The organism is Halocynthiibacter styelae, from assembly GCF_016123485.1.
In the GTDB taxonomy this organism is placed as follows: Bacteria; Pseudomonadota; Alphaproteobacteria; order Rhodobacterales; family Rhodobacteraceae; genus Halocynthiibacter; species Halocynthiibacter styelae.
This window is the reverse complement of sequence record NZ_JADCKQ010000003.1, coordinates 62822-89460: the sequence shown is the minus strand read 5'-3', so window position 1 is coordinate 89460 and position 26639 is coordinate 62822. Positions and strand designations below refer to the sequence as shown.

At 53.1% G+C, this 26639-nt stretch carries 24 protein-coding genes and 1 tRNA gene; 3 read left to right on the top strand and 22 right to left on the bottom strand.

The features are described 5' to 3' along the window. Nucleotides 1-120 precede the first annotated feature (120 nt). The 6 genes from H1D41_RS04880 to H1D41_RS04855 all read right to left on the bottom strand — a co-directional run bounded on the left by H1D41_RS04880 (nt 121) and on the right by H1D41_RS04855 (nt 6227). Nucleotides 121-693, bottom strand: coding sequence for a hypothetical protein (locus tag H1D41_RS04880; RefSeq protein WP_228847853.1), 573 nt, complete (start codon nt 691-693; stop codon nt 121-123). A gap of 133 nt (nt 694-826) precedes the next feature. Then, entirely contained in the window at nt 827-2005 is a 1179-nt protein-coding gene (gene tuf, locus H1D41_RS04875) for an elongation factor Tu (protein WP_228847838.1), read from the bottom strand. 78 nt (nt 2006-2083) lie between these two features. Next, a complete protein-coding gene (gene fusA / locus H1D41_RS04870; protein ID WP_228847852.1) occupies nt 2084-4204 on the bottom strand; it encodes an elongation factor G in 2121 nt (706 codons plus the stop codon). A 24-nt stretch (nt 4205-4228) separates the two neighbouring features. After that, the gene (gene rpsG / locus H1D41_RS04865) at nt 4229-4699 is read right to left on the bottom strand and encodes a 30S ribosomal protein S7 (RefSeq protein WP_228847851.1); all 471 of its coding nucleotides are present in this window, start codon (nt 4697-4699) and stop codon (nt 4229-4231) included. 12 nt (nt 4700-4711) lie between these two features. Further along, nucleotides 4712-5083, bottom strand: a complete 372-nt coding sequence (gene rpsL, locus H1D41_RS04860) for a 30S ribosomal protein S12 (protein WP_039018325.1) — start codon at nt 5081-5083, stop codon at nt 4712-4714. A 250-nt stretch (nt 5084-5333) separates the two neighbouring features. Further along, nucleotides 5334-6227: a DMT family transporter gene (locus H1D41_RS04855; protein WP_228847850.1), complete on the bottom strand. Its 894-nt coding sequence runs from the start codon at nt 6225-6227 to the stop codon at nt 5334-5336. A 149-nt stretch (nt 6228-6376) separates the two neighbouring features. Between H1D41_RS04855 and H1D41_RS04850 the strand changes: the two genes are divergently transcribed. Next, a complete protein-coding gene (locus H1D41_RS04850; RefSeq protein WP_228847849.1) occupies nt 6377-7153 on the top strand; it encodes a hypothetical protein in 777 nt (258 codons plus the stop codon). An 80-nt stretch (nt 7154-7233) separates the two neighbouring features. On the opposite strand, the gene rpoC is transcribed toward H1D41_RS04850, so the two are convergent. The 11 genes from rpoC to H1D41_RS04795 all read right to left on the bottom strand — a co-directional run bounded on the left by rpoC (nt 7234) and on the right by H1D41_RS04795 (nt 21599). Then, entirely contained in the window at nt 7234-11499 is a 4266-nt protein-coding gene (gene rpoC, locus H1D41_RS04845) for a DNA-directed RNA polymerase subunit beta' (RefSeq protein ID WP_228847848.1), read from the bottom strand. 51 nt (nt 11500-11550) lie between these two features. After that, entirely contained in the window at nt 11551-15687 is a 4137-nt protein-coding gene (gene rpoB / locus H1D41_RS04840; RefSeq protein ID WP_228847847.1) for a DNA-directed RNA polymerase subunit beta, read from the bottom strand. Nucleotides 15688-15957: 270 nt separating this feature from the next. Continuing rightward, nucleotides 15958-16329 (bottom strand): 50S ribosomal protein L7/L12, encoded by a 372-nt coding sequence (gene rplL / locus H1D41_RS04835; protein ID WP_107497299.1) that lies wholly within the window; start codon nt 16327-16329, stop codon nt 15958-15960. 69 nt (nt 16330-16398) lie between these two features. Beyond that, a complete protein-coding gene (rplJ, locus tag H1D41_RS04830) occupies nt 16399-16911 on the bottom strand; it encodes a 50S ribosomal protein L10 (protein ID WP_228847846.1) in 513 nt (170 codons plus the stop codon). Nucleotides 16912-17248: 337 nt separating this feature from the next. Then, the gene (rplA, locus tag H1D41_RS04825) at nt 17249-17947 is read right to left on the bottom strand and encodes a 50S ribosomal protein L1 (protein ID WP_107497301.1); all 699 of its coding nucleotides are present in this window, start codon (nt 17945-17947) and stop codon (nt 17249-17251) included. A 1-nt stretch (nt 17948) separates the two neighbouring features. Further along, complete coding sequence (rplK, locus tag H1D41_RS04820) at nt 17949-18374, bottom strand: 50S ribosomal protein L11 (protein ID WP_228847845.1); 426 nt, start codon at nt 18372-18374, stop codon at nt 17949-17951. A gap of 235 nt (nt 18375-18609) precedes the next feature. Further along, nucleotides 18610-19143 (bottom strand): transcription termination/antitermination protein NusG, encoded by a 534-nt coding sequence (gene nusG, locus H1D41_RS04815; protein WP_107497303.1) that lies wholly within the window; start codon nt 19141-19143, stop codon nt 18610-18612. A 193-nt stretch (nt 19144-19336) separates the two neighbouring features. After that, entirely contained in the window at nt 19337-19534 is a 198-nt protein-coding gene (secE, locus tag H1D41_RS04810) for a preprotein translocase subunit SecE (protein ID WP_107497304.1), read from the bottom strand. A gap of 100 nt (nt 19535-19634) precedes the next feature. Then, nucleotides 19635-20720 (bottom strand): hypothetical protein, encoded by a 1086-nt coding sequence (locus H1D41_RS04805; protein ID WP_228847844.1) that lies wholly within the window; start codon nt 20718-20720, stop codon nt 19635-19637. Nucleotides 20721-20828: 108 nt separating this feature from the next. After that, the gene (locus tag H1D41_RS04800) at nt 20829-21467 is read right to left on the bottom strand and encodes a LysE family translocator (RefSeq protein ID WP_228847843.1); all 639 of its coding nucleotides are present in this window, start codon (nt 21465-21467) and stop codon (nt 20829-20831) included. A 56-nt stretch (nt 21468-21523) separates the two neighbouring features. Further along, a tRNA-Trp gene (locus tag H1D41_RS04795) sits at nt 21524-21599 on the bottom strand. A gap of 426 nt (nt 21600-22025) precedes the next feature. Between H1D41_RS04795 and H1D41_RS04790 the strand changes: the two genes are divergently transcribed. Beyond that, on the top strand, nt 22026-22289 hold the full coding sequence (locus H1D41_RS04790) for a hypothetical protein (protein WP_228847842.1): 264 nt from the start codon (nt 22026-22028) through the stop codon (nt 22287-22289). A 105-nt stretch (nt 22290-22394) separates the two neighbouring features. Then, a complete protein-coding gene (locus H1D41_RS04785) occupies nt 22395-22646 on the top strand; it encodes a hypothetical protein (RefSeq protein ID WP_228847841.1) in 252 nt (83 codons plus the stop codon). Here the strand turns inward: H1D41_RS04785 and H1D41_RS04780 are convergent. The 5 genes from H1D41_RS04780 to H1D41_RS04760 form a co-directional block, all read right to left on the bottom strand. Continuing rightward, the gene (locus tag H1D41_RS04780; RefSeq protein ID WP_228847840.1) at nt 22620-23297 is read right to left on the bottom strand and encodes a CatB-related O-acetyltransferase; all 678 of its coding nucleotides are present in this window, start codon (nt 23295-23297) and stop codon (nt 22620-22622) included. The genes H1D41_RS04785 and H1D41_RS04780 overlap by 27 nt on opposite strands. 196 nt (nt 23298-23493) lie before the next feature. Beyond that, complete coding sequence (locus tag H1D41_RS04775; protein ID WP_228847839.1) at nt 23494-24042, bottom strand: hypothetical protein; 549 nt, start codon at nt 24040-24042, stop codon at nt 23494-23496. 185 nt (nt 24043-24227) lie between these two features. Next, nucleotides 24228-25406, bottom strand: a complete 1179-nt coding sequence (gene tuf, locus H1D41_RS04770; RefSeq protein WP_228847838.1) for an elongation factor Tu — start codon at nt 25404-25406, stop codon at nt 24228-24230. 232 nt (nt 25407-25638) lie between these two features. After that, nucleotides 25639-25839, bottom strand: a complete 201-nt coding sequence (locus H1D41_RS04765) for a hypothetical protein (protein ID WP_228847837.1) — start codon at nt 25837-25839, stop codon at nt 25639-25641. 172 nt (nt 25840-26011) lie between these two features. Further along, nucleotides 26012-26596, bottom strand: a complete 585-nt coding sequence (locus tag H1D41_RS04760; protein WP_228847836.1) for a hypothetical protein — start codon at nt 26594-26596, stop codon at nt 26012-26014. Between the last annotated feature and the right edge of the window lie 43 nt (nt 26597-26639).

The window sequence follows — 26639 nt, the reverse complement described above, 5'->3', positions numbered from 1 at the left end:
CCTTCAGCAGGGACGAATCCCTTACCAGTTCACAGAATATGCGAACTCGCGCGATATACGGGGGATTCAGGGGTGTGGCAAGGGGGGATTTGCAATGCCCAAACAGTCCCAGCAATTTAGCTACGGCATCAAACCTGGATATGCCCGATCAAAGATGACCCGAAAGTACCGATCCTGGTATTTTTCAAAATCCCTCCAAGAAATACTTATTCTAGTAACATCCTTTTCAGAGGGAGCTCTATCCGCAAAAACGAAAATCATCTCCTTCTCCCTGAGCTTGACAGCGCCATGCGACAAAGCATTTCTGATGAGGCGCAAATAGCTCCCCACCCCTTCAAGTTTACGTTCGCCCTCACATCGACAGTCTTCAGGCAATGATTGCATGCTTTCACAACTGATAACTTTTGCCTCTAGTTTTCCATCCTTTTTAATTGCCTCGCGCAACCATACAAATGTCAAATAACCTAACGAAAGCGGCACAGATTGGTTCAGCAAACAGGGCCTTAGAGGAATATGCCCATCGAATAGATCTTGTTGAGACACGGAAACCCGTTCGACAATCTGGTCAAACACCCCTCCCGGGTTAGAGGTAGCTTCTGCATTTACCGCCCCCAACAGCCGAGCATTAAAGATCGCCAACCTTACGAAGTGCAGCTTATCTTTCAGGTCTTCTTCAGAGATAGTTCCATTCATATTCTCAGAGTAACAGCATTCCCAACTATTAACAGTAACTGTAGCCCACAAAAGAAAACCCCCGCCCATTTCTGAGCGGGGGTTCTTTATTTTCTGTCAGGCGTTGCCACCCGAGTGATTTCGCGGCGCGAAATTACTCGATGATTGTGGAAACAACACCGGAACCTACTGTGCGGCCACCTTCGCGGATCGCGAAGCGCAGGCCTTCTTCCATCGCGATTGGCGCGATGAGTTCAGCAGACAGTTTCAGGTTGTCGCCTGGCATAACCATCTCGGTGCCTTCTGGCAGGATGCATGTACCGGTGACGTCAGTTGTACGGAAGTAGAACTGTGGACGGTAGTTCGCGAAGAATGGGGTGTGACGACCGCCTTCTTCTTTGGTCAGAATATAAACTTCTGCTTCGAACTTGGTGTGAGGCTTAACAGAACCTGGCTTACACAGGATCTGACCACGCTCAACGCCTTCACGGTCCACACCACGCAGCAGGGCGCCGATGTTGTCGCCAGCTTCACCGCGGTCCAGCAGCTTGCGGAACATTTCAACACCAGTACAGGTGGTGGTGGATGTGTCACGGATACCAACGATTTCGATGGAATCACCAACGTTGATCGCGCCACGCTCAACACGGCCGGTTACAACAGTACCACGGCCAGAGATTGAGAATACGTCTTCGATAGGCATCAGGAATGGCTCGTCGATCGCACGTGGTGGCTGTGGGATGAATGAGTCAACAGCAGCCATCAGCTCAGCGATTTTCTCTTTGCCGATGTTGTCGTCACGGTCTTCCAGAGCTGCCAGAGCAGAACCAGCAACAACAGGGATATCGTCGCCGTTGTAGCCGTATTCGGACAGCAGTTCACGGATTTCCATTTCAACCAGTTCCAGCAGCTCTTCGTCGTCTACCTGGTCAACTTTGTTCATGAAAACAACCATCTCAGGGATGCCAACCTGGCGGCCCAGAAGGATGTGCTCACGGGTCTGTGGCATAGGGCCATCAGCTGCGTTCACAACCAGGATCGCGCCGTCCATCTGTGCCGCACCGGTGATCATGTTTTTCACGTAGTCAGCGTGACCCGGGCAGTCAACGTGTGCGTAGTGACGGTTCTCTGTCTCATACTCAACGTGTGCAGTAGAGATGGTGATGCCGCGTGCTTTTTCTTCTGGCGCGCCGTCGATCTCGTCGTAAGCTTTGAACTCGTTAGAGAACTGCTTGGTGATCGCAGCGGTCAGCGTCGTCTTACCGTGGTCAACGTGACCAATGGTACCGATGTTACAGTGCGGTTTATTACGCTCAAACTTTTCCTTAGCCATGGGAGGCCTCCTTAAAAACTGTGGGCTATGCGCCCGGTGTGAGAGAGCGGGGCGACCTGAGCCACCCCGCGAATTTGCTTAGCCAGCGTATTTCGCCTGGATCTCTTCAGAGATGTTAGACGGTACTGGTTCATAGTGGTCAAACTGCATCGAGAACTGCGCGCGGCCAGAAGACATGGAACGCAGAGTGTTGATGTAGCCGAACATGTTCGCCAGAGGCACGAAAGCGTCGATCGCGATGGCGTGACCGCGGGTATCCTGGCCCTGTACCTGCCCACGACGGGAGGTCAGATCGCCAATGATGCCACCGGTGTACTCATCCGGAGTGATCACTTCGACTTTCATGATAGGTTCGAGCATCTTCGCACCCGCCTTGCGCATACCTTCACGCATACACATACGTGCAGCGATTTCGAACGCGAGGATGGAGGAGTCAACATCGTGGAACTTACCGTCGATCAGAGCAACTTTGAAGTCGATCACAGGGAAGCCAGCCAGAGGGCCGGAGTCCATGACAGACTTGATGCCTTTTTCAACACCCGGGATGTATTCCTTCGGAACAGCACCACCAACGATGCGTGATTCAAAGGAGAAACCTTCGCCAGGCTCGGTCGGAGAAATGATCATTTTCACTTCGCCGTACTGACCAGAACCACCGGACTGTTTCTTGTGGGTGTAGGTGTGCTCAACTTCGTGACCAATGGTCTCGCGGTAAGCAACCTGCGGCGCACCGATGTTCGCTTCCACTTTGAATTCACGACGCATACGGTCGACGAGAATATCAAGGTGAAGTTCGCCCATGCCCTTCATGATGGTCTGACCAGATTCGATGTCAGTTTCCACACGGAAGGATGGATCTTCTGCGGACAGACGCTGCAGAGCGAGACCCATTTTTTCCTGGTCGCCTTTTGTTTTCGGCTCAACAGCAATCTCGATCACAGGATCAGGGAATGTCATTGTTTCGAGAACAACAGGTTCGTTCACAGCACACAGCGTGTCACCGGTTGTGGTGTCCTTCAGGCCACCCAGCGCGATGATGTCGCCAGCGAACGCTTCCGTGATTTCATCACGGTCGTTGGAGTGCATGATCATCATGCGGCCAACACGTTCTTTTTTGCCTTTGGTGGAGTTCAGGAATGTATCGCCCTTTTCCAGTTTACCGGAATAGATCCGTGTAAAGGTCAGGGAGCCCACGAATGGGTCATTCCAGATTTTGAACGCCAGAGCAGAGAACGCCATCTCATCATCCGCGCGGCGGGCAATGTCACGTGTTTCTGTTTCGTCACCAGGCTTAAAGCCCATGTAGTCAACAACGTCCAGCGGGCTTGGCAGGTAGTCAAGCACAGCGTTAAGCAGCGGCTGAACACCTTTGTTTTTGAAGGCAGAGCCACCAAGAACAGGTACGAAAGCCATCGCCAGGGTACCTTTACGCAGCAGTGCGCGCAGTGTTGGTACGTCTGGCTCTTCGCCTTCGAGGTATGCCATCATAGCATCGTCGTCCTGCTCAACAGCAGCTTCGACAAGTTTGCCACGCCATTCGTTCGCCATGTCCTGCAGGCTTTCACGGATCGGTGCTTTGATCCATGACGCACCAAGGTCTTCACCCTGCCACAGCCATTCTTCCATGGTGACGAGGTCAACCAGACCTTCAAGTTCTGTTTCCGCACCAATAGGTACGCCAACAGGGATTGCAGTGGTGCCGGTACGATCTTCAATCATGTGAACACAATTGAAGAAGTCCGCGCCGATTTTGTCCATTTTGTTGACAAAAACCATACGTGGAACTTTGTAGCGGTCAGCCTGACGCCAAACAGTTTCAGTCTGTGGTTCAACACCAGCGTTGGCGTCAAGAACACAAACCGCACCATCGAGAACCGCGAGGGAACGTTCAACTTCAATCGTGAAGTCAACGTGACCAGGGGTGTCGATGATGTTCAGGCGGTGCTTTTCAGAGTCAGCAGTTTCACCATCTTCTGTACGTTCCCAGAAAGTGGTTGTCGCAGCAGACGTGATAGTAATACCGCGTTCCTGTTCCTGCTCCATGTGGTCCATGGTTGCAGCGCCGTCGTGTACTTCACCGATGTTATGTTCTTTACCAGTGTAGTACAGGATGCGTTCGGAACAGGTGGTTTTACCTGCGTCGATGTGCGCCATGATACCGAAGTTACGGTACCGATCGAGGGGATATTCGCGAGCCATAATTCTCGTCCTGATCCTAAAGGGTTACCAACGGTAATGGCTGAATGCTTTGTTCGCATCGGCCATTTTGTGAGTGTCTTCGCGCTTTTTAACTGCGGAACCGCGGTTGTTCACTGCGTCAAGCAGTTCACCGGCGAAGCGTTCTTCCATTGTGTTTTCGTTGCGCTTACGTGCAGCAGCGATCAGCCAGCGGATTGCCAGCGCTTCGCGGCGCTCAATGCGCACTTCAACAGGCACCTGGTAAGTTGCACCACCCACACGGCGGGAGCGAACTTCGACAGATGGTTTGATGTTTTCGAGAGCTTCGTGAAAAACTTCTACCGGTGCGCGCTTCAGCTTGTCTTCAACGCGGTCAAATGCGTTGTAAACGATGCGCTCGGCAGCAGATTTCTTGCCATCGATCATCAGGTTGTTCATGAATTTGGTGATTACGCGGTCGCCATATTTTGCATCTGGCAGAACTTCGCGTTTTTCAGCGGCGTGACGTCTGGACATCTCTTATTCCCCTTACTTAGGACGCTTCGCGCCGTACTTCGAACGGCGTTGTTTACGGTCTTTAACGCCCTGGGTATCCAGAACACCACGCAGGATGTGATAACGGACACCCGGAAGGTCTTTTACACGGCCGCCACGGATCAGAACCACAGAGTGTTCCTGAAGGTTGTGGCTTTCACCCGGGATGTAAGAGATTACTTCGAAACCGTTGGTCAGGCGAACCTTGGCAACTTTCCGCATCGCGGAGTTCGGTTTCTTAGGAGTCGTTGTATAAACGCGTGTGCAGACGCCGCGTTTTTGCGGGCACGACTGCAGGTGCATCGATTTAGAACGTTTTACTTTCGGCTGGCGCGGCTTGCGGATCAGCTGTTGTATCGTTGGCATTCCGGTTATTTCCCCGTGTTGCAACACATTTCAGTTATTAAAGCACTTTACCGAATGCAAAGTACCGGAACCACATGGTTTTCATGATGAAATCATACGGCTTGTTTCCAGAGGATCAGGGCTTGTTCGACCAGGATCATGTCCACAAAAGATAAGAACCAGGCAAGGAGATTCCTGGCCCGGTGGTCGCCGTATATGGAGAGTCGCCCCCCTTGTCAACAGCGCCACCCGGCATGCCTGAAAGCCGGATTTAACCAGCAACCTTGTCGGCCGTAACCTGTTTTACAGCCCGTTCCCGCCAGAAGGTAAAGGCACCGGATGCCACCACAATAAGGATGCCGATCCAGGTGACAACATCAGGCCAGTCACCCCAGATGAACCAGCCGATAATCAGCGCCCAGATCAGCCCGGTATACCGGAAACCAGAGGTAAAGCTGACCTCACCCACGCGCATCACGGCTACGCTGAAATAGTAGCCACCCAGCAGGAAAAACCCGGCCATGGTCATCAGGATCCCATTGCGCAGAGAAACCGGCTGCCAGACGGATGTATCCCAGAGCAGCACAAGCCCCGCCGCTGCGGTAACACCCACCGCACCGATGATCGCGACCACCATGCTGGGCACATCTTTTGACAGGGGGCGCGCGCACATATCGCGCAGGGTGACAAAGCCCACCGCCAACAAGCCATAAACGGAATAGATGTTAAACCCATCCCCGCCCGGCTGAACGATCAGCATCACGCCGACAAAACCAATCAGGATCGCAGACCAGCGCCGCCAGCCGACACGCTCCCGCAGGAACACCGCCCCCGCCAAGGTGATTGCCAGCGGCAGCGCCTGAAGCACCGCTGTCAGGTTGGCAAGCGGCATGTTGAACAAAGCGGTCAGGAAGAAATAGGCTGCACCGACTTCGGCCAGGCCCCGGATATTGGCCCAGGTCCAGTCCTTACCGCTCATGCGGAAGTTCAGCTGGCCAAGGCTGGCTGCCAGGGCAACCATCAGGGCAATTGTCAGTGTTCCCCGCAGAAGCAACAACTGCTGCAACGGCATGTCTGTACCGATCAGCTTCAGGCAGGTGTCATTGCAGACAAAACAGGCCATGCCCGCCATCATCAGAAGCGCACCGCGCGTATTGTCCTGCATCATCTGTCCCCTGCCCGCTTATCAATTTTCACCCAGCGGGAAATATTTCCGGCTGTCGCCCAATTACGCCATGCCTTGCGTAAATTGAAACTCAATTCTTGGCTCTGGCGCAAAATTGTCCTCCCGCCCGTCCACTGTTAGTTAGAGCCATGAACAAAGGTCTCGTTTCAGCCAGAACAGAAAACAAAACACAGCCACACTGGCTGTCCCTTTTACTGCTTTCTTTGCTGATCCTTGCGGGACATCTGCAACTGGTCGATACGGACGCATCCGATCATTACAGCGGATTGGTCCAAAGTGTTTATCTTCTGGTCCAGACCAGTCCTGCCATACCATTGGTCTGTGTGACGATCCGCTTCCTGCGTGGAAGGCCGGCATCCCCGGTACTGATCAGGATGTTGGCAATCTCTGCATTTCTGTCGGGCATATTGCTAACACTGATAAATGCAGTGCTTTCGTCATCAGCGTCATTTCAGATTTCAACCTTACATGGTGTGTCCCTGACATTCACCGCGACCGCCGGGTTTCTCATTCTGTCATTTGGTCGCCTCAGTACTTCTGAGGTACGGCTGGCCTGGTCAGGTTTCCTCATTTCGTCCGCTGCAGCTTTTTGGTCCCTGCTGACTGTGCCGGTCATCCTGATACAAGCCGGGAGCATCGCAAGCGGGAATCCTTATTGTCTCGCGCAGCATAGCCGACAGGAACAAACTTCAGCCGCAACAGACTTGCGCGGCTTTTCCTTCTACTCAACGGCCACAGGCTTCAAGTCTACATCAAACTGGCACTTCCATGGTGTTCTGATTGTCGAAGCCGAAGATGGACAGAAATTCTTCAACTGGTCACCTCGCCGCTTCCGATTTGACAGAATTGACAATCCGCAACGCTACATTGTGCCATTTGAAAACCTTTGCATGCCCGCAGCCTGACCTTCACATGTGCCCCCCCCCAAAGAAAAAGGCCCCGACATTGTCAGGGCCTTTCTTATGAAGCGTGATCAGGTTGATCATCAGTCGTTGCCGATGATCCCGCTGTCCATCATTTCTTTCATCATAGCTTCGGCCTGCGCCATATCGCCGTCCGCAGGAGCAGCCGATGGTGCCGCCAGAGCAGCAGCCTGTTCGGCTTCTTCGCGACGGGCTTCGAGAACCACATTGTCGCGATCCGCAGCAACTTTGCGCACCTGCTGGGTTGCCCCACCGGTACCCGCCGGGATCAGACGGCCCACGATGACGTTTTCTTTCAGACCAACCAGCTTGTCTTTCTTACCCTGGACAGATGCCTCGGTCAGAACACGTGTGGTTTCCTGGAAGGACGCCGCAGAGATGAAGGAACGTGTCTGCAGGGATGCTTTGGTGATACCCAGCAGGATCGGTTCGCCTTTGGCCGGACGTACACCGCGTTCAATGGCTTTTGCGTTGGCGGCGTCAAATTCGGCCTTATCAACGTGTTCACCTTTCAGCAGTGTGGTTTCACCAGAGTCCTGGATTTCCCATTTCTGCAGCATCTGACGCACGATAACTTCGATGTGTTTATCGTTAATCTTCACGCCCTGCAGACGGTAAACGTCCTGAACTTCGTCGATCATGTAGTTCGCCAGCGCTTCCACACCCATAACCGCAAGAATATCGTGCGGAGCAGGGTTACCGTCCATGATGTATTCACCCTTCTGGATGAAATCACCTTCGGCAACCGGGATGTGTTTGCCCTTCGGTACCATGTATTCCACGGTTTCGAGGGACTCATCTGCTGGTTCGATAGAGATACGACGCTTGTTCTTATAGTCACGGCCGAAGCGCACATAACCATCGATTTCAGCGATGATCGCGTGATCTTTCGGGCGACGTGCTTCGAACAGTTCAGCCACACGTGGCAGACCACCGGTGATGTCCTTGGTTTTAGAACCTTCACGCGGGATACGCGCAACGATGTCACCGGCTGCGATCTTCTGACCTTCTTCGATCGAAAGAACCGCATCCACAGACATTGCGTAGGAAACAGGGTTACCTGCATCGTTGCGCATTGGTTCGCCGTTTTCATCCATAACGATGATTTCCGGCTTCAGTTCGTTGCCTTTTGGCGCTGCACGCCAGTCGATCACGATCTTCTGGGTCATACCGGTTGCTTCGTCGGTTTCATCCCGCACAGCGATACCGCTGATCAGGTCAACAAACTTAGCGGTACCGGCTTTCTCAGCGATGATCGGCAGCGTGTATGGATCCCATTCAAACAGCTTGTCACCACGGGCCACAGAGGCACCATCTTTGACGTGCATTTTTGAACCGTAGCCAACTTTGAAGTTCGCACGCTCTTCACCGTTTTCATCGATGATCGCGACCGCCATGTTCCGGCCCATAACAACCAGATCACCGGCTGCATTTTTAAGAACATTTGCGTTACGCAGTTCGATCTTACCGTCGGCAGATGCTTCCTGGAAGGATTGCTGGCCACCGGCCTGTGCAACACCACCAATGTGGAATGTACGCATGGTCAGCTGTGTGCCAGGTTCACCAATGGACTGCGCCGCGATGATACCAACAGCTTCACCCTGGTTCACCTGGGTGCCGCGTGCAAGGTCACGACCGTAACACTGAACACAGACGCCTTCTTCGGCTTCACAGGTCAGCGGGCTGCGCACACGCATAGAGGCCAGACCACTTGCTTCGATCTCATCCGCTTTGCGTTCGTCGATCAGCGCGCCGGCAGCAACCAGCAGCTGGTCTTCAGTGCCAGGCACCATGACATCATCAGCAGAAACACGACCCAGTGCACGTTCGCCCAGGGACGCAACAACGTCACCGTCGTTCACAGCCGCTTCAATGGTCACAGCCAGTTCAGTTCCGCAATCGTGTTCACGCACGATACAGTCCTGCGCAACGTCAACCAGACGACGTGTCAGATAACCAGAGTTCGCTGTTTTAAGCGCGGTATCGGACAGACCTTTACGGGCACCGTGGGTAGAGTTGAAGTACTCAAGAACCGACAGACCTTCTTTAAAGTTCGAGATGATCGGTGTTTCGATGATATCGCCGTTCGGCTTTGCCATCAGACCGCGCATACCGCCCAGCTGTTTCATCTGTGTTACAGAACCACGCGCACCGGAGTGGGCCATCATGTAAACAGAGTTTGGTTCGTTTTCCGCACCGTTTTCATCGGAACCAGTGTCAGAAATCGTAGACATCATCGCGTCGGTGACTTTGTCGTTACACTTTGACCAGGCATCGATTGCTTTGTTGTATTTTTCACCCTGAGTGATCAGGCCGTCCATATACTGCTGTTCAAAGCCCTTCACCTGATCGCGGGTTTCATCAACCAGCGGCCATTTGGTATCAGGGATAACCATGTCGTCTTTGCCGAAGGAAATACCGGCTTTAAACGCTTCTTTGAAGCCTGTGGACATGATCTGGTCACAGAAGATCACAGATTCTTTCTGACCACAGTAGCGGTAGACAGTGTCAATCACGCTTTGCACTTCTTTCTTCCGCAGAAGACCGTTCACCAGATCAAATGGTGCTTTGGCGTTCTGTGGCAGAAGCGCACCCAGGCGTACACGGCCCGGAGTGGTTTCAAAGCGCTTCATCACGGTGTTGCCTTCTTCATCAACCTGCGGGATGCGGGCTGTGATTTTGGCGTGCAGGTGAACTTCACCCGCGTCCAGAGCGTGCTGCACTTCGTCAACGTCGGCAAAGACCATGCCTTCGCCTTTCATGCCTTCGCGCTGCATCGTGATATAGTAGATGCCCAGAATCATATCCTGAGAAGGAACAATGATCGGTGCACCGTTTGCAGGTGACAGAACGTTGTTGGTGGACATCATCAAGACGCGTGCTTCAAGCTGCGCTTCCAGAGACAGCGGTACGTGAACCGCCATCTGGTCACCGTCGAAGTCAGCGTTAAACGCGGAACATACAAGCGGGTGCAGCTGGATGGCTTTACCTTCGATCAGCACAGGTTCAAACGCCTGGATGCCAAGACGGTGCAGCGTCGGCGCACGGTTCAGCATGACCGGATGTTCGCGGATGACCTCATCCAGGATATCCCAGACTTCGGGACGTTCTTTTTCAACCAGTTTCTTGGCTTGCTTCACAGTGGAAGACAGACCTTTGGCTTCAAGGCGCGAATAGATAAACGGCTTGAACAGCTCAAGCGCCATCTTTTTCGGCAGACCACATTGATGCAGCTTCAGTTCCGGACCGGTCACAATGACCGAACGACCAGAGAAGTCGACGCGTTTACCCAAAAGGTTCTGACGGAAACGACCTTGCTTACCCTTCAGCATATCGCTGAGGGATTTCAGAGGACGTTTGTTCGCACCGGTGATCACACGGCCACGACGACCGTTGTCAAACAGAGCATCCACAGATTCCTGCAACATACGTTTTTCGTTCCGGACGATGATGTCAGGTGCGCGAAGTTCGATCAGGCGCTTCAGACGGTTGTTCCGGTTGATCACACGACGGTAAAGGTCGTTCAGATCTGACGTCGCAAAGCGGCCGCCATCCAGTGGAACCAATGGGCGCAGTTCTGGTGGAATGACCGGAATAACGGTCATGATCATCCACTCAGGGCGGTTGCCGGATTCAAGGAAGCTTTCAACGATCTTCAGACGTTTGATGATCTTCTTAGGCTTCAGTTCGCCTGTTGCCACAGCCAGATCCGCACGCAGTGCTTCTGCTTCAGCTTCCAGGTCGATCATGGACAGCATTTCACGGATGGCTTCCGCACCGATACCGGCGGTGAAAGCATCCATGCCGTATGCGTCTTGTGCATCCATGTATTCTTCTTCTGACATCATCTGACCAAAGGTCAGGTCTGTCAGGCCAGGTTCGATCACAACGTAGTTTTCGAAGTACAGAATACGTTCCAGATCACGCAGGGTCATGTCCAGCATCAGGCCGATCCGGCTTGGCAGGGACTTGAGGAACCAGATATGCGCAACTGGGGACGCCAGTTCGATGTGGCCCATACGTTCACGGCGCACTTTTTGCAGTGTTACTTCCACACCACATTTTTCGCAGACAACGCCGCGATATTTCATGCGCTTATATTTACCACACAGACATTCGTAATCTTTGATCGGGCCAAAGATCCGTGCGCAGAACAGACCATCGCGTTCTGGCTTGAATGTACGGTAGTTGATGGTTTCCGGTTTCTTAATCTCACCGAAAGACCATGAAAGAATCCGTTCCGGAGACGCCAGGGACACTTTGATTTCATCAAAGGTCTTCTGTGGGGCCAGCGGGTTAAACGGGTTTGTTGACAGTTCCTGGTTCATTTTGCGTACCTTTATCTAAGGGGGAAGGAAGGATGAATAAGGCGCGGGGCCTTATTCATCTTCCTCCGCATCCAGGAGTTCCATGTTGAGGCCGAGGCCCCGGACTTCTTTCACAAGCACGTTGAAGCTTTCCGGTACACCGGCTTCGAAGTTATCTTCGCCCTTCACGATGCTCTCATAGACTTTCGTCCGGCCTGCTACGTCATCAGACTTAACAGTGAGCATTTCCTGCAGGGTATAAGCCGCGCCATATGCTTCCAGAGCCCAGACTTCCATCTCACCGAAGCGCTGACCACCGAACTGAGCTTTACCACCCAGAGGCTGTTGCGTAACGAGAGAGTAAGGCCCGGTGGAACGTGCGTGAATTTTGTCGTCCACGAGGTGGTGCAGTTTCAGCAGATATTTCACACCAACGGTCACTTCACGTGCGAAACGTTCACCGGTGCGGCCATCATACAGAACAGACTGACCAGAAGTGTCGAAACCGGCACGTTCCAGCGCAGAGTTCACGTCTGCTTCCTTCGCACCGTCAAAGACCGGCGTTGCGATCGGAACACCACGGGTCACATTACCTGCTGCTTCCAGAAGATCTTCGTCTTCCATGCCTTCGATGCCTTCAGCATACACGTCATCGCCATAAGCAATGCGCATCGCTTCTTTCACCGGAGTCAGGTCGCCGTTGCGACGGTAAGCCTGCAGGGATTCATCAATGTTGATACCCAGACCACGACCAGCCCAACCCATGTGGGTTTCAAGGATCTGACCGACGTTCATACGTGAAGGCACACCAAGCGGGTTCAGACAGAAATCAACCGGAGTACCATCGGCAAGGAACGGCATGTCTTCCATAGGCACAACCTTGGAAATAACACCTTTGTTCCCGTGACGACCCGCCATTTTATCACCAGGCTGAAGCTTACGCTTCACCGCGATGAAGACTTTAACCATCTTCATCACACCAGGAGGCAGATCATCGCCGCGACGGACTTTTTCAACTTTGTCTTCAAAGCGCGCGTCCAATGCACGTTTCTGCAGTTCGTACTGCTCATTCAGAGCTTCAACGATTTGTGCTGCATCTTCGTCCTCAAGGGCCAGCTGCCACCACAGACCACGGGAGAGTTCGGACAGAACATCTTCAGTGATCTTGGTGTTTGGTGCCAGGCCTTTCGGGCCTTTCACAGCAACATTGCCAAGGATCTGGTCACGCAGACGTGCGTAGATGTTGCGATCCAGGATCGCAAGTTCATCGTCACGGTCACGGGCCAGTGCTTCGACTTCTTCACGCTCGATCTGCAGCGCACGTTCGTCTTTTTCCACACCATGGCGGTTGAAGACACGCACTTCTACAACAGTACCGAAGTCACCCGGCTTCACGCGCATGGATGTGTCACGGACGTCAGATGCTTTCTCACCAAAGATCGCACGCAGAAGCTTTTCTTCCGGTGTCATCGGGCTTTCGCCTTTTGGTGTGATCTTACCAACCAGAATGTCGCCAGGTTCTACATCGGCACCGATGTAAACAATGCCAGCCTCATCGAGGTTGCGCAGCGCTTCTTCACCCACGTTTGGAATATCACGTGTGATTTCCTCAGGGCCGAGCTTGGTGTCACGGGCCGCCACTTCGAATTCTTCGATGTGGACGGATGTGAACACGTCATCACGCGCGATACGTTCGGAAATGAGGATGGAGTCCTCATAGTTGTAGCCGTTCCATGGCATAAACGCCACGACGACGTTTTTACCCAGCGCCAGTTCACCGATATCGGTGGATGGGCCGTCAGCAATCACTTCGCCTTTTGCAACCTTCTGGCCTACTTTCACCAGCGGACGCTGGTTGATGCAGGTGTTCTGGTTGGAACGCTGGAATTTGCGCATGCGGTAGATATCCACACCTGCGTCACCCATTTCGAGATCTTCAGTTGCACGGATAACGATACGCTGCGCATCAACCTGGTCAACCACACCACCGCGGTTCGCCATATAGGCAGCACCAGAGTCACGTGCGACGATTTCCTCAATACCTGTGCCAACGATCGGCGCTTCTGCCTGAAGCAGTGGCACCGCCTGACGCATCATGTTCGAACCCATCAGGGCCCGGTTCGCATCGTCGTTTTCAAGGAATGGGATCAGAGAGGCCGCAACAGAGACCAGCTGCTTTGGTGAAACGTCGATCAGGTCAACATTTTCACGCTGGGACAGCTTATAGTCACCGGATTCACGGGTAGATACCAGATCATTGATGAAGTTGCCGTTCTCATCCAGCGTCGCGTTGGCCTGGGCCACAGTGTGACGCATTTCTTCAGTCGCGGACATATACTGAACTTCGTCAGTCACGTGACCGTCAACAACCTTACGGTAAGGTGTTTCGATGAAACCGTATTTGTTCACACGTGCGAAGGTCGCCAGTGAGTTGATCAGACCAATGTTTGGCCCTTCCGGCGTTTCAATCGGACACATACGACCATAGTGGGTTGCGTGAACGTCACGGACTTCAAAGCCGGCACGTTCGCGGGTCAGACCACCTGGGCCAAGCGCGGAAAGACGACGTTTGTGTGTGACTTCTGACAGCGGGTTGGTTTGGTCCATGAACTGGGACAGCTGGGAAGAGCCGAAGAACTCACGAACAGCCGCAGCAGCAGGTTTCGCGTTGATCAGATCCTGTGGCATCACAGTGTCGATTTCAACGGAAGACATACGCTCTTTGATCGCGCGTTCCATACGCAGCAGACCAACGCGGTACTGGTTTTCCATCAGTTCGCCAACGGAACGCACACGACGGTTACCAAGGTGGTCAATATCGTCGATATCGCCTTTACCATCACGCAGTTCAACCAGCGCTTTGATACAGGAGATGATGTCTTCTTTGCGCAGAGTACGCTGTGTATCTTCTGCATCCAGAGCCAGACGCATGTTCATTTTCACACGGCCAACTGCGGACAGGTCATAACGTTCACTGTCGAAGAACAATGTGTCAAACAGGGCAGATGCCGCGTCAACTGTGGGCGGTTCACCCGGGCGCATCACACGATAGATATCCATAAGCGCGGTGTCGCGACCCATGTTTTTGTCGTTCGCCATTGTGTTGCGGATGTATGGACCCACGTTCACATTGTCGATGTCCAGCGTCGGGATATCGGTGATACCGGCTTCCAGCAGTTCCTGCAGAGTGCCACCGATGATGTCGCCGTCTTTGTCCATTTCAAGAGTCAGCTCGTCGCCGGCCTCAACATAGATCGCGCCATTTTCTTCGTTGATGATATCTTTGGCAACAAAGCGGCCAACGATCTGATCAAATGGAACGAGAAGGTTGGTTACATTGCCTTCTTCGATCAGCTTTTTCACGGCGCGTGGCGTTACTTTTTTGCCAGCTTCCGCGATAACTTCACCAGATTTCGCATCCACAAGATCATAGACAGGACGGGTCCCGCGCACTCGTTCCGGGAAGAACGGTGTTACCCAGCCTTTGTTCTTTTTCAGCTTGTAGTTCACTGTGTTGTAATACGCGTCACAGATGCCTTCCTGGTCCAGGCCAAGCGCATAAAGAAGCGTGGTCACAGGCAGTTTACGGCGACGGTCGATACGGGCGAATACGATGTCTTTCGCGTCAAATTCAAAGTCCAGCCAGGAACCGCGATAAGGAATGATGCGGCAGGCGAACAGAAGTTTACCGGAAGAATGGGTTTTGCCTTTGTCGTGGTCAAAGAACACGCCAGGAGAACGGTGCATCTGGGACACGATCACACGTTCGGTGCCGTTCACAACAAATGTACCGTTTGGTGTCATCAAAGGCATGTCGCCCATGAAGACGTCCTGTTCTTTGATGTCCTTAACAGACTTCGCGCCTGTGTCTTCATCAATATCAAACACGATGAGGCGCAGGGTGACCTTCAGCGGCGCAGCATAGGTCATGTCACGCTGCATGCATTCTTCTACGTCATACTTCGGCTTTTCCAGCTCGTATTTGACGAATTCCAGAATGGATGTTTCGTTGAAATCCTTGATCGGGAAAACCGATTGGAAAACACCTTTGATACCTTCACCATCCATTGGTTCCAGCGTATCGCCGGACTTCAGGAACAGGTCATAGGAAGATTTCTGAACCTCAATAAGGTTCGGCATCTCAAGAACTTCGCGGATTTTACCGAAATACTTACGAAGCCGTTTCTGGCCGAGATAGGTTTGAGCCATGCGCTTGGTCACCTTCATTTTTTTCGCCCGCGCACGCCTGTCGGGGGTCACAGACGCGTGCATACAAAAAACGATATATTCAGATCTATTCGTGCAAGCCTTCCCAGGGGCTGCTCCCGATCCGTTGAACATACCTTAGAAAGGTCTTTCCGAAACATCACCCTGAAGGCGAGTGAAACAAAAGATCTTTCTGAGACAGGTTCGGCTGGACCCGGATTTTCACCAGGTCCAGCCAAATTTCATGTGGCTCCCAAAGGGGCCAGAGGCCAATTAGGCCACTTCGACTTCAGCGCCAGCTGCTTCCAGCTTCGCTTTAACGTCTTCAGCTTCAGCTTTATCAACGCCTTCTTTGATCTTGCCGCCAGCTTCAACGAGTTCTTTAGCTTCTTTCAGACCCAGGCCTGTGATGCCGCGAACTTCTTTGATCACGTTGATTTTGGATGCGCCGGCGTTCTTCAGAACAACGTCGAATTCAGTTTTTTCTTCTTCTGCACCACCAGCGTCGCCGCCAGCAGCCATCATTACTGCGCCACCTGCAGCAGGCTCGATGCCGTACTCGTCTTTCAGGATGGTTTTCAGTTCTTGTGCTTCGAGAAGGGTCAGACCTACGATCTCTTCAGCAAGTTTTTTCAGATCAGCCATTATACTGTTTCCGTTCTTTCAGTTTCTGTTCCAACGCGTGGGGGTATCCCTGCGAAGGTCTCAAGTTGCTTAAGCAGCTTTGTCTTCGATTGTAGACAAAACGCCTGCGATGTTGCTTGCAGGTGCGCCAATCGCGCCGGCGATGTTGGAAGCAGGTGCGCCGATACAGCCAACGATGGAAGCAATAAGCTCCTCGCGGGATGGCATCGATGCAACGGCTTTCACGCCAGCAACGTCAAGAGCATTCTCACCCATTGCACCACCAAGGATCACGAGCTTGTCGTTTTCCTTAGAGTACTCCTGAGTAACCTTAGCCGCAGCCACAGGATCCTCAGAATAGGTCAGAACGGTCATACCCGTCAGAAGGTCACCAATGCTTTCGCAAGGTTTACCATCAAGGGCGATTTTGGCGAGCCTGTTTTTGGCAACACGTACGGATCCGCCTGCTTCGCTCATCTTAGCGCGCAGATCCTGCATTTCAGCAACTGTAAGGCCTTCGTAGTGGCTAACCACAACAACGCCAGAGCTTTCAAAGATTTGGCCGAGCTCGTCGACCAATTTTCCTTTAAGGGCTCTATCCACAGTTTCACTCCAAATTTGAGGGGCTTACACCCCCCGGCTCTACTTTGCCAGATGCAGAACATCCAGCGTTCAGGTCCGTACTACGGGGCCAGTCCAAAACCACCCGAGGAGAACCTCGAAATAATCCGGTCATACCCGTCTCAGGCAGGAATTATGAAGGTCAAATGACAATCACCCACCGTCTTGGACGAAAGCAAAAGAGCGCACGACGAATCGCACGCTTTCCTGCCTGGATGCTTTTATGAGATTTGCCGGGATTTGCCAAGCCAGGAATTATCCCGAAACATAAAAAAGGCGCCCCGGGGGACGCCTTTCAAAATCTCAAAACAAGTGCAGCTTATTCGCTTGCAGCGTTGTCTACAGAAATCGTCACGCCAGGACCCATTGTGGAGGTCAAGGTGATGGATTTCATGTAAGCGCCTTTGGCACCAGCAGGCTTGGCTTTTGAAACAGCACCAACAAAGGCACGAACGTTCTCAACCAGCTTAGCTTCGTCAAAAGATGCTTTGCCAACGCCGGCGTGTACAACACCGCCTTTTTCAGCTTTGAACTGAACTTCGCCGCCTTTAGCAGCTTCAACAGCTGCTTTAACGTCCATAGTCACAGTGCCAACTTTTGGGTTTGGCATCAGGTTGCGTGGACCAAGAACTTTGCCCAGACGACCAACAACAGGCATCATGTCAGGTGTTGCGATACAACGATCGAAATCGATTGTGCCGCCCTGAACGGTTTCCATCAGGTCTTCTGCACCAACGATGTCTGCGCCAGCAGCCTGAGCTTCTTCAGCTTTCGGGCCGCGTGCAAAAACAGCAACGCGCATGGTTTTACCGGTGCCGTTTGGCAGGCCGATTACACCACGAACCATCTGGTCAGCGTGACGGGTGTCAACACCCAGGTTCATCGCGATTTCGATGGTTTCGTCGAATTTTGCGTTTGCGTTGGATTTCACCAGCGCAACAGCTTCTTCAACGGTCAGGTTGGATTTACCAGCGAAGGCTTCGCGAGCGGCAGCGGTACGTTTTCCGAGTTTTGCCATCTTACTTTACCTCGATGCCCATGGAACGTGCAGAACCAAGGATGATCTGCATAGCAGCATCGATGTCGTTCGCGTTCAGGTCTTTCATTTTTGCTTCGGCGATTTCTTTCACCTGAGCAGCGGTTACGGAACCTACGGTCTCACGACCTGGCAGTTTCGCGCCGGATGACAGCTTTGCAGCTTTCTTCAGGAAGTAAGACGCAGGTGGCGTCTTGATGTCCATAGTGAAGGACTTATCCTGGTAGTATGTGATCACGGTCGGGCAAGGTGCGCCAACTTCAAGTTCCTGTGTTTTCGCGTTAAACGCTTTACAGAATTCCATGATGTTGATGCCGCGTTGACCCAGTGCTGGACCTACGGGCGGGGAAGGGTTGGCTTTACCTGCAGGAACCTGCAGTTTCATTGTGCCAGCGAGCTTTTTAGCCATGAGGCTTCTCCTGATTTTCACCACATCATCACGCGTTGACGATGCTTTGGGTTAGTGGTTGGGTTTAGTCATCGCGACGACTTCGCCTCCCACAAAAGGAATCGCCCTGCGGCGAACCACATTGCGACTGGCGCGGGATACACCTGCCCGGGCTTCATTGCAAGGCAGTTCAGACGTATGCGCAAAAGAAAAGCGGCCCGGAAGGCCGCTTGTCGTTTTAGCAATCCGTACGGGATCAGCCCTGCTTGGTCACCTGGGTGTATTCCAGTTCCACCGGGGTTTCGCGGCCGAAGATGGATACAGTCACTTTGAGGCGCTGGTTGTCGTCATCCACCTCTTCAACCATACCGTCAAAGCCTTCAAACGGACCTTCGTTCACAGCCACTTTTTCCCCAACTTCGAAGTGAATCAGGGTGCGTGGCGCTTCAACGCCTTCCTCAACACGGTTGAGGATCTGGTTTACTTCCGCATCACGCATTGGCATCGGGCGGCCTTGCGGGCCGAGGAAGCCGGTGACGCGGTTGATGGAGTTCACAAGGTGGTAACCTTCGTCGGACATTTCCATGCGTACCAGAACGTAACCCGGCATAAAGCGGCGTTCAGCCGTTACCTTCTTGCCACGGCGCACTTCGATTACTTCTTCGGTTGGCACCAGCACTTCTTCGATCTGATCCTCCAGACCGTTTTCGATTACGGAATGTCTGATCTGCTCGGCAATCTTCTTCTCAAAGTTTGAGAGAACGCTTACAGAATACCACCGTTTCGCCATCGTGCTTTGCCTCACATTGCCGGGGGTCGGGCCGCCGGTAAATTCTAAATCATCAAGTGGTCAGACCACTGCTTACCGGAACAAAAACAGCGCGCCGCCCGAATCGGTGCGCGCCTTATCCGGCTTACAGCCCGGAATAGACCCCGCGCTGTCGTTTATCAAGTGCATTCAGGGGCGCATACCCCTGTTCGCTTCACCCAAAGTAAGTGAAGATCGCCTGCAGACCATTGCGAAAAATCAGGTCAACCAGCGAAAAGAAAAGCGCAGCCACAGCAGAAAGCGCAAACACCATACCGGTGGTCAGCAGCACTTCGCGCCGGGTTGGCCAGACAACTTTGGAAACCTCAGCACGTGTCTGCTGGATAAATTGTGCCGGATTGGTTTTCGCCATGAGGACTGTCCTGCGTTTTTCGGTCGTTCAGATCATGCAGCAGATACGCGCTTTGCGCAGGGATTTCAACCCTGCGCTTTTACGCACCCAGTAACTGCTTTCAACCCATGCGATCCTGACGCAGACGGTCAAACGGATCGGCAGGACGACCAGAGCGCGAAGACACGGCGCCAGATGTCCGGCTGGCCCCTGCACTTTTACCGCCAAAGCCTCCGAGAAGCCCGGTCAGGCGCTGCATCAGGAAGCGCCCCAACCCGGTTGTCGCACGCCCATCATTCAGAACACGTGGCGTATCAGTTTTCACAGTCATATCGGCCTCCCCGCCGTTTTTGTCGTCAGGCATCCCCAAGCCATCCGCTCTATGGGCAAACCTGCCCGGTAGATTCGTTAAAACTTTTGCAAAGACAGTTTTGGCCTGATCACCCCGGGCTGCCGCCATCTGGGGCTCAGTGGGCGGCACCATCGCCTCCGGACGAGTCTCAGGGAAGAACCGCGACATTGCCGGATGTATTGCCAGCCAGGGCCAGGAAAATCTCAGACATCCAGTCAGAAAGATCACGCCGACGATCAGCCAACCTACTATATTGATTTCAACCGGTTGACGTTTTGCCTGCAGCGCTGCCTCGCGCCCATGAAGCCAGGGGCGAATAAATATGAAGTTCTCATCCCGCCACAGCCGCTCCCGGTCAAGCACTTCAAGTGCAGCCGTTTTCAACACGGGATTCTGGCGCATTTCCCCAGAAAAACTGAAAGAGATCCCACCACCGGAAACACCGCCCATAAAGCGTTCCATATTCCGCAGGAAAAATTCCTGCTCTTCAGCCGTCATAATGATCGCTGCACGTACGAAACGCGCATCCGACGGGTCATTCCGACCGAACAGCAGATAGATAAAGTGTTCAGCCGTGCCGGATGTGAGATTCCCCGGCTTGTTCAGCGGATAATTATCATCCGGACCAAACCAGCCTTCAACCGCGATCTCGCGATTCGGATGAACGTCTCTGGACAGGTCGAAGTCTGAAAGATTGACAAACAGGGGCGCCGGATTGTGCAACGCCTCCGAAATTGCATGTTCACGCGCGCGCGTCTCTGCATCGCCTGAAAACACCCACCAGCCCAGGCAAGCAGCCAGCAGAATATACCCCCACGCGGGTAGCACAACAAACAGACGCAGGGCCTTCAGCATTCTTTTCCTCCAGGTTGTTGAGAACCATTCAACGCCACAGAGAGGCAAAAATGTGACGACCCTCGTGCATTCTCAGGGTATTCAGCAGCCTACAGGTATAAGGGGATGTCAGGCGCGCCTGAAAAACGCTGCAGTCGCCTCTGCAAGTATCAAAGCACCAGCTGCACCGATCACGCCCGCAGCCACCTGATTCAGTTTTCGCAGGGCCGATGTGTCCGACATCACAGCCCGCGCCTTTGCTGCCAGCATCGCATAGGGGATCAGAACGGCAAACAGCACAGCAGTGGTCAACACAGCCAGAATCAGCCATTGCACAAGATCCACACGGTCCAGATCAACAACCGACGGCAGCAATGCCAGATAGAAGATGATCGACTTCGGATTGCCCAATGTCACCATATAAGCTGCAAAAACAGAAGACAGCGCCGTGCCTTCTTTCGTGGTTCTGATCCGGGTTTCACTGACATCTGCCGTCCAGAAAACCCAGCCCAGATAAAGAAGATACACAGCACCCATGATTTTGATAACCAGGAATGCCTCCGCAAAGGTTTTCGCAACCGCCGCCAGGCCAACCACAGCAACCGTCAGCCAGGTGAGATCCCTAAGCGCGATTCCCAGGATGAAGAACATTGAATTGCGCGACCCACCGCCAAGCGCCTGCCCGACAAGCGCAGCAATACCCGGGCCCGGAATGACCGCAGCCACAAAAAGCGCCAGACAGTAAGCAAATAAAGGGGCAAATTCCATAGCGGATCCTACATCTGACGCAAAGCGTCGATTCTCAATTTCCGGAGGATGGTGAATGGCAGGGGCTGAGGGACTCGAACCCACGACCCTCGGTTTTGGAGACCGATGCTCTACCAACTGAGCTAAACCCCTATCACCGCCGCCGGAGTACGCCAGCGCGAAATGGGAATCAAGGCGGAAATTCGATTTTCCCGCGGTTTCGCCAATTATTTTCTGATCACCCGCAAATCTCACCCCATTCTGAACACACGAAACGAACACATTAAGTTCAACCCGTGCAACTCATTCTGGCAGCACATCCCCAACCTGATCACGAGAACCTGACATTCACATCTGCCCCCCAGATCTGTGATCGCGCGTTATCCTGTCTTTCATGGGCTTTTCAAAGTTAATGCACAGACGTCATGACGCAGTCTCACACCGATCCCACGTCAACCCACATATCAGCATCATTTTCGTGAGGTTTTCGTGTTTTCACAAAATGTCACTGCCACGTCAGGGTGCATCCATCGGCAGAACCCGCCGTGACGAATTGAAAACTCTGAAAAGGAATACACCATGAAAAACACCATCGCAGCATTCGCAACCACAGCAACTCTTGCTCTGGCTCTCACAGCTCCTGCCGCATCCGCCATGGAACAAGAGCTCAACATGATCACCGGCGCCCTGTTTAACACATTGTCCAATGCAGGTCTGCCAACTGACGTCATCCAGGAACTGTCCCTGGCAGAGATCGCTGAAATTCAACTGACCCTGCACGGTGGCGACGGTGAAGGCGAAAAAATGCGCACAATCCGCAACATCCTGGCCCGCCATCAGTAAGCCAGCCCGGCACAGAACCGCCGGTCACAGATTGTTATGCACCGGCGGGGTTCCAATCCCCGCCGGTGTTCCTACATTTACAGCAGACTACAGGAGGTTCTGACCATGCTGAAAACCCTCACTTTCGCCGCTGCCCTTCTGGCCGCCGCACCCGCATTTGCCGGGAACACCCACCTGGATCGCTCTGCTGAACAGGTTCTGCGCAACTATAATATCGATCTGCAGGTGTCTGAACTCAGCAATCACCAGAAAAGCTCCATCGTGCTGATTGCCCACCAGGGTGACGGCAACAACAAACGCGCCCAGATCCTGAGCGCGCTTGGCGAAGGCCTATTTGGTACTATTTTCAACCGCTGATCGCAGCGCAGAAATATCACCACCTTCAAGGGCCGAAGAAACTGCAGGGACATGCTCTGCAATTTTCCCGACCGGCCAGTGCCACCAGGCAATCCTGTTCAGCGCTGCGATAATGTCATCGGCAAAGCGCATCCGCACGATCCGCGCCGGGTTGCCCGCCACCACGGCGTAATCCGGCACATCCCGTGTCACCACAGCCCCGGCGCCCACAATCACACCATTGCCAATCGTCACGCCCGGCATGATCTTCGCGTCATGCCCGCACCAGACATCATGGCCGATCACCGTGTCGCCAGTCTCTGCAATTTCATCCGCATAAGCCCCCAGGCTTTCGGGATTAAAAATCGCAAACGGATAGGTCGACACCCCGCGCATCGGATGGTTCGCAGAACTGGTGATAAATAGTGTGCCCTGGGCAAACTGGCAGAATTTACCAATCGTCAGCTTTTCCGGCGCACCCGCGTAAAGATAAGGCGCAATGCGCCCCGCCCAATCTTCCACTGGCGTAAAACTGTTGTAATAACTGAAATCGCCAATGGTCATATTCGGGTGATCTATGACCTGATTGAGATAAACAAGATTTTGCAAAACCTGCCCGTCCGGCAGGGATACAGGGTTGCGCGCATGCGCATCGGGGAAGGGATGTTTCATAACTGTCCTCACATCACAATTTCATAATAGATGTTTGTTCAATTCTGATCCATTTCGCCCTCCTGCTGTTGCCAGGACCGTAGCACGGCACGGCCTGAAAGAAACTCTGCGCGCGGTGACATCATCCTTTTTCAACACCATGACGGATCGCAAAGGGTAATGAAGCTATCACTGACGGATTTTCCTCTTGCCCTGTTCACTGCACAAATTTCACAAACTTTCCTTTATGATCGATTTCCACCGGCTCAATATCAACATCCAGCACCTTAAAGTCTGTGCGTCTATAGAAGTCATACGGATCCGGGCGGATGATGATGAAATCACAGGAACCATCATAAGCGATAATATCCGCTGTGAATATCTTACCCTCCAGCCCGAGTTTTACAGTCGCGAATAGAACACAGCTTGGTTCCCCATAGGGAAACTTCGGCATTCGAAATGGATGCATCCGTATTAACCGCCACCTCATGAGAACCGCCTCCAGCTCGTCACCCCCGCCACCGCTCTGTACAAAGTTTACTTTGCTGATCTGGGTATCGAAAATACGCCTCTCGTCTGGTGGAAGAGCTTGGCGCACCGCTTCAATTACAGTCTTCTCGACCTCTTTAAATATGGGCATAAACAGGTAGCGAATTATCATCCAGGGGGTGGCCAGCAGCGCACCAAAGGCTTCGATTGCCCAACCGAGCTCAAAATCGCTTTCCGGAAAAAAGTACTTCCCCTTCCCTGCATCTCTTTTTGGCATGATGAAAAAGCATTCTTCAATAATGGCTTGTAGACCTAATCAGTCGGAACCTAACAGACGCGCGGGAATATATAAAACAAAAACCCCCGCTCGTTTCAGAGCGGGGGTTCTTTATTTGGGGGGTGTGCCCCCTCGCGCTGACTGCGTCAGTCGCTGTGGGGCACCGTAAGAACAGCGGCGCGAAATTACTCGATGATTGTGGAAACAACACCGGAACCTACTGTGCGGCCACCTTCGCGGATCGCGAAGCGCAGGCCTTCTTCCATCGCGATTGGCGCGATGAGTTCAGCAGACAGTTTCAGGTTGTCGCCTGGCATAACCATCTCGGTGCCTTCTGGCAGGATGCATGTACCGGTGACGTCAGTTGTACGGAAGTAGAACTGTGGACGGTAGTTCGCGAAGAATGGGGTGTGACGACCGCCTTCTTCTTTGGTCAGAATATAAACTTCTGCTTCGAACTTGGTGTGAGGCTTAACAGAACCTGGCTTACACAGGATCTGACCACGCTCAACGCCTTCACGGTCCACACCACGCAGCAGGGCGCCGATGTTGTCGCCAGCTTCACCGCGGTCCAGCAGCTTGCGGAACATTTCAACACCAGTACAGGTGGTGGTGGATGTGTCACGGATACCAACGATTTCGATGGAATCACCCACGTTGATCGCGCCACGCTCAACACGGCCGGTTACAACAGTACCACGGCCAGAGATTGAGAATACGTCTTCGATAGGCATCAGGAATGGCTCGTCGATCGCACGTGGTGGCTGTGGGATGAATGAGTCAACAGCAGCCATCAGCTCAGCGATTTTCTCTTTGCCGATGTTGTCGTCACGGTCTTCCAGAGCTGCCAGAGCAGAACCAGCAACAACAGGGATATCGTCGCCGTTGTAGCCGTATTCGGACAGCAGTTCACGGATTTCCATTTCAACCAGTTCCAGCAGCTCTTCGTCGTCTACCTGGTCAACTTTGTTCATGAAAACAACCATCTCAGGGATGCCAACCTGGCGGCCCAGAAGGATGTGCTCACGGGTCTGTGGCATAGGGCCATCAGCTGCGTTCACAACCAGGATCGCGCCGTCCATCTGTGCCGCACCGGTGATCATGTTTTTCACGTAGTCAGCGTGACCCGGGCAGTCAACGTGTGCGTAGTGACGGTTCTCTGTCTCATACTCAACGTGTGCAGTAGAGATGGTGATGCCGCGTGCTTTTTCTTCTGGCGCGCCGTCGATCTCGTCGTAAGCTTTGAACTCGTTAGAGAACTGCTTGGTGATCGCAGCGGTCAGCGTCGTCTTACCGTGGTCAACGTGACCAATGGTACCGATGTTACAGTGCGGTTTATTACGCTCAAACTTTTCCTTAGCCATGGGGCCCTCGTCTTATCTAAGGGCCTGGGTAACGGCCCGGTTTTCCATCGCGCGCGGCTTACGCCGCCTGAAAAAAAAAATCAAGCCTGAGTTCACCTTTCAGCGGATTAAAACACTCTGCCACACCTTCTCAAACAGGTTTGGAGCAACCCGCAGTCAGATAAATGAAGGAACGATCGCCGGTAATTAGGGCAACCAGAGCAGCCGTATCTGCGACATCCCGGCCCAATGCCTAATGGGCGGATCCTGAAGATGCTGAGGCCGCCTGCTGATATGCAAACTTTGGCGCACGGTGTTCAATACAAACCGCAGCCTGCATCTGACGACGTTCGCGTTCGCGCACTGAATTTTCGGTATCTGCAATCGCCCGCGGCTCGTTTCCCGCTGATGATCTGTCGCGCCTGCTGGCACCAGTAAACTGGTTAATTTTCATAACATGCTCCGCCTTTATGTGTCCGGACTTTCCGCCCGTGACGATTAAAAAACAGCATAGCAGAAAATATATGTGCCTTGTCAAGATAAGCCTGATGCGAAGTGTGTAGGCCATATATTTAGCGGAGCAGTGGTGCATTTGTCAGATCGCCGCACTGGAACAAAGAGACCGGTCACCTTTCGGCTGAAGTTTCATTCGCCAGATCCGCAACACTGCCCGTCGTGATCCAGTCGGGGTGCTCCAGGATCCAGTTCTGGATCTTCAGGGCGGCGTTGCGACTGAGGTTCTGCAATTGCACCGATTTGCTTTGTGTCAGGCCGGACCCGATGATGGTTTCTGCAGAGGTGCGTTCAAATACGGAAAAGCGGCGGGGTTCTGCGTTCAGCTTTTGCTGGGTTTCATTGTCCCAGACATTCACTGTGATCGCGAGAACGGATTTCGGTGAAAGAATTGTAGGAATACCCGGCAACGCCAGAACATACCCATCCACCGCAATGCCAATGTGCAGCAACCGGTCGCCCTGATAATGCCCAAAGCGTTCATCAATCGCCTGCGTCAGCGCGACATCAATTTCCTCAGTTGAAATACTGCGGGTCAGGGGGCCCGGCGTCGCATTTCCCGCCACCACCACATTATGACCCAGCTGAAAAGCGGCCATATCAACGGGGGGTTCTGTTGTGGGGTCAACTTTGCTACAGGCCGTCAGCGCCAGAATAAACGCCAGAAAGCCCGCGATCTGCATCTTAAGTTTCATCATTATTCTCCAAAAGGAACGAGTCTGAAAAAATGAACCAGTCGCA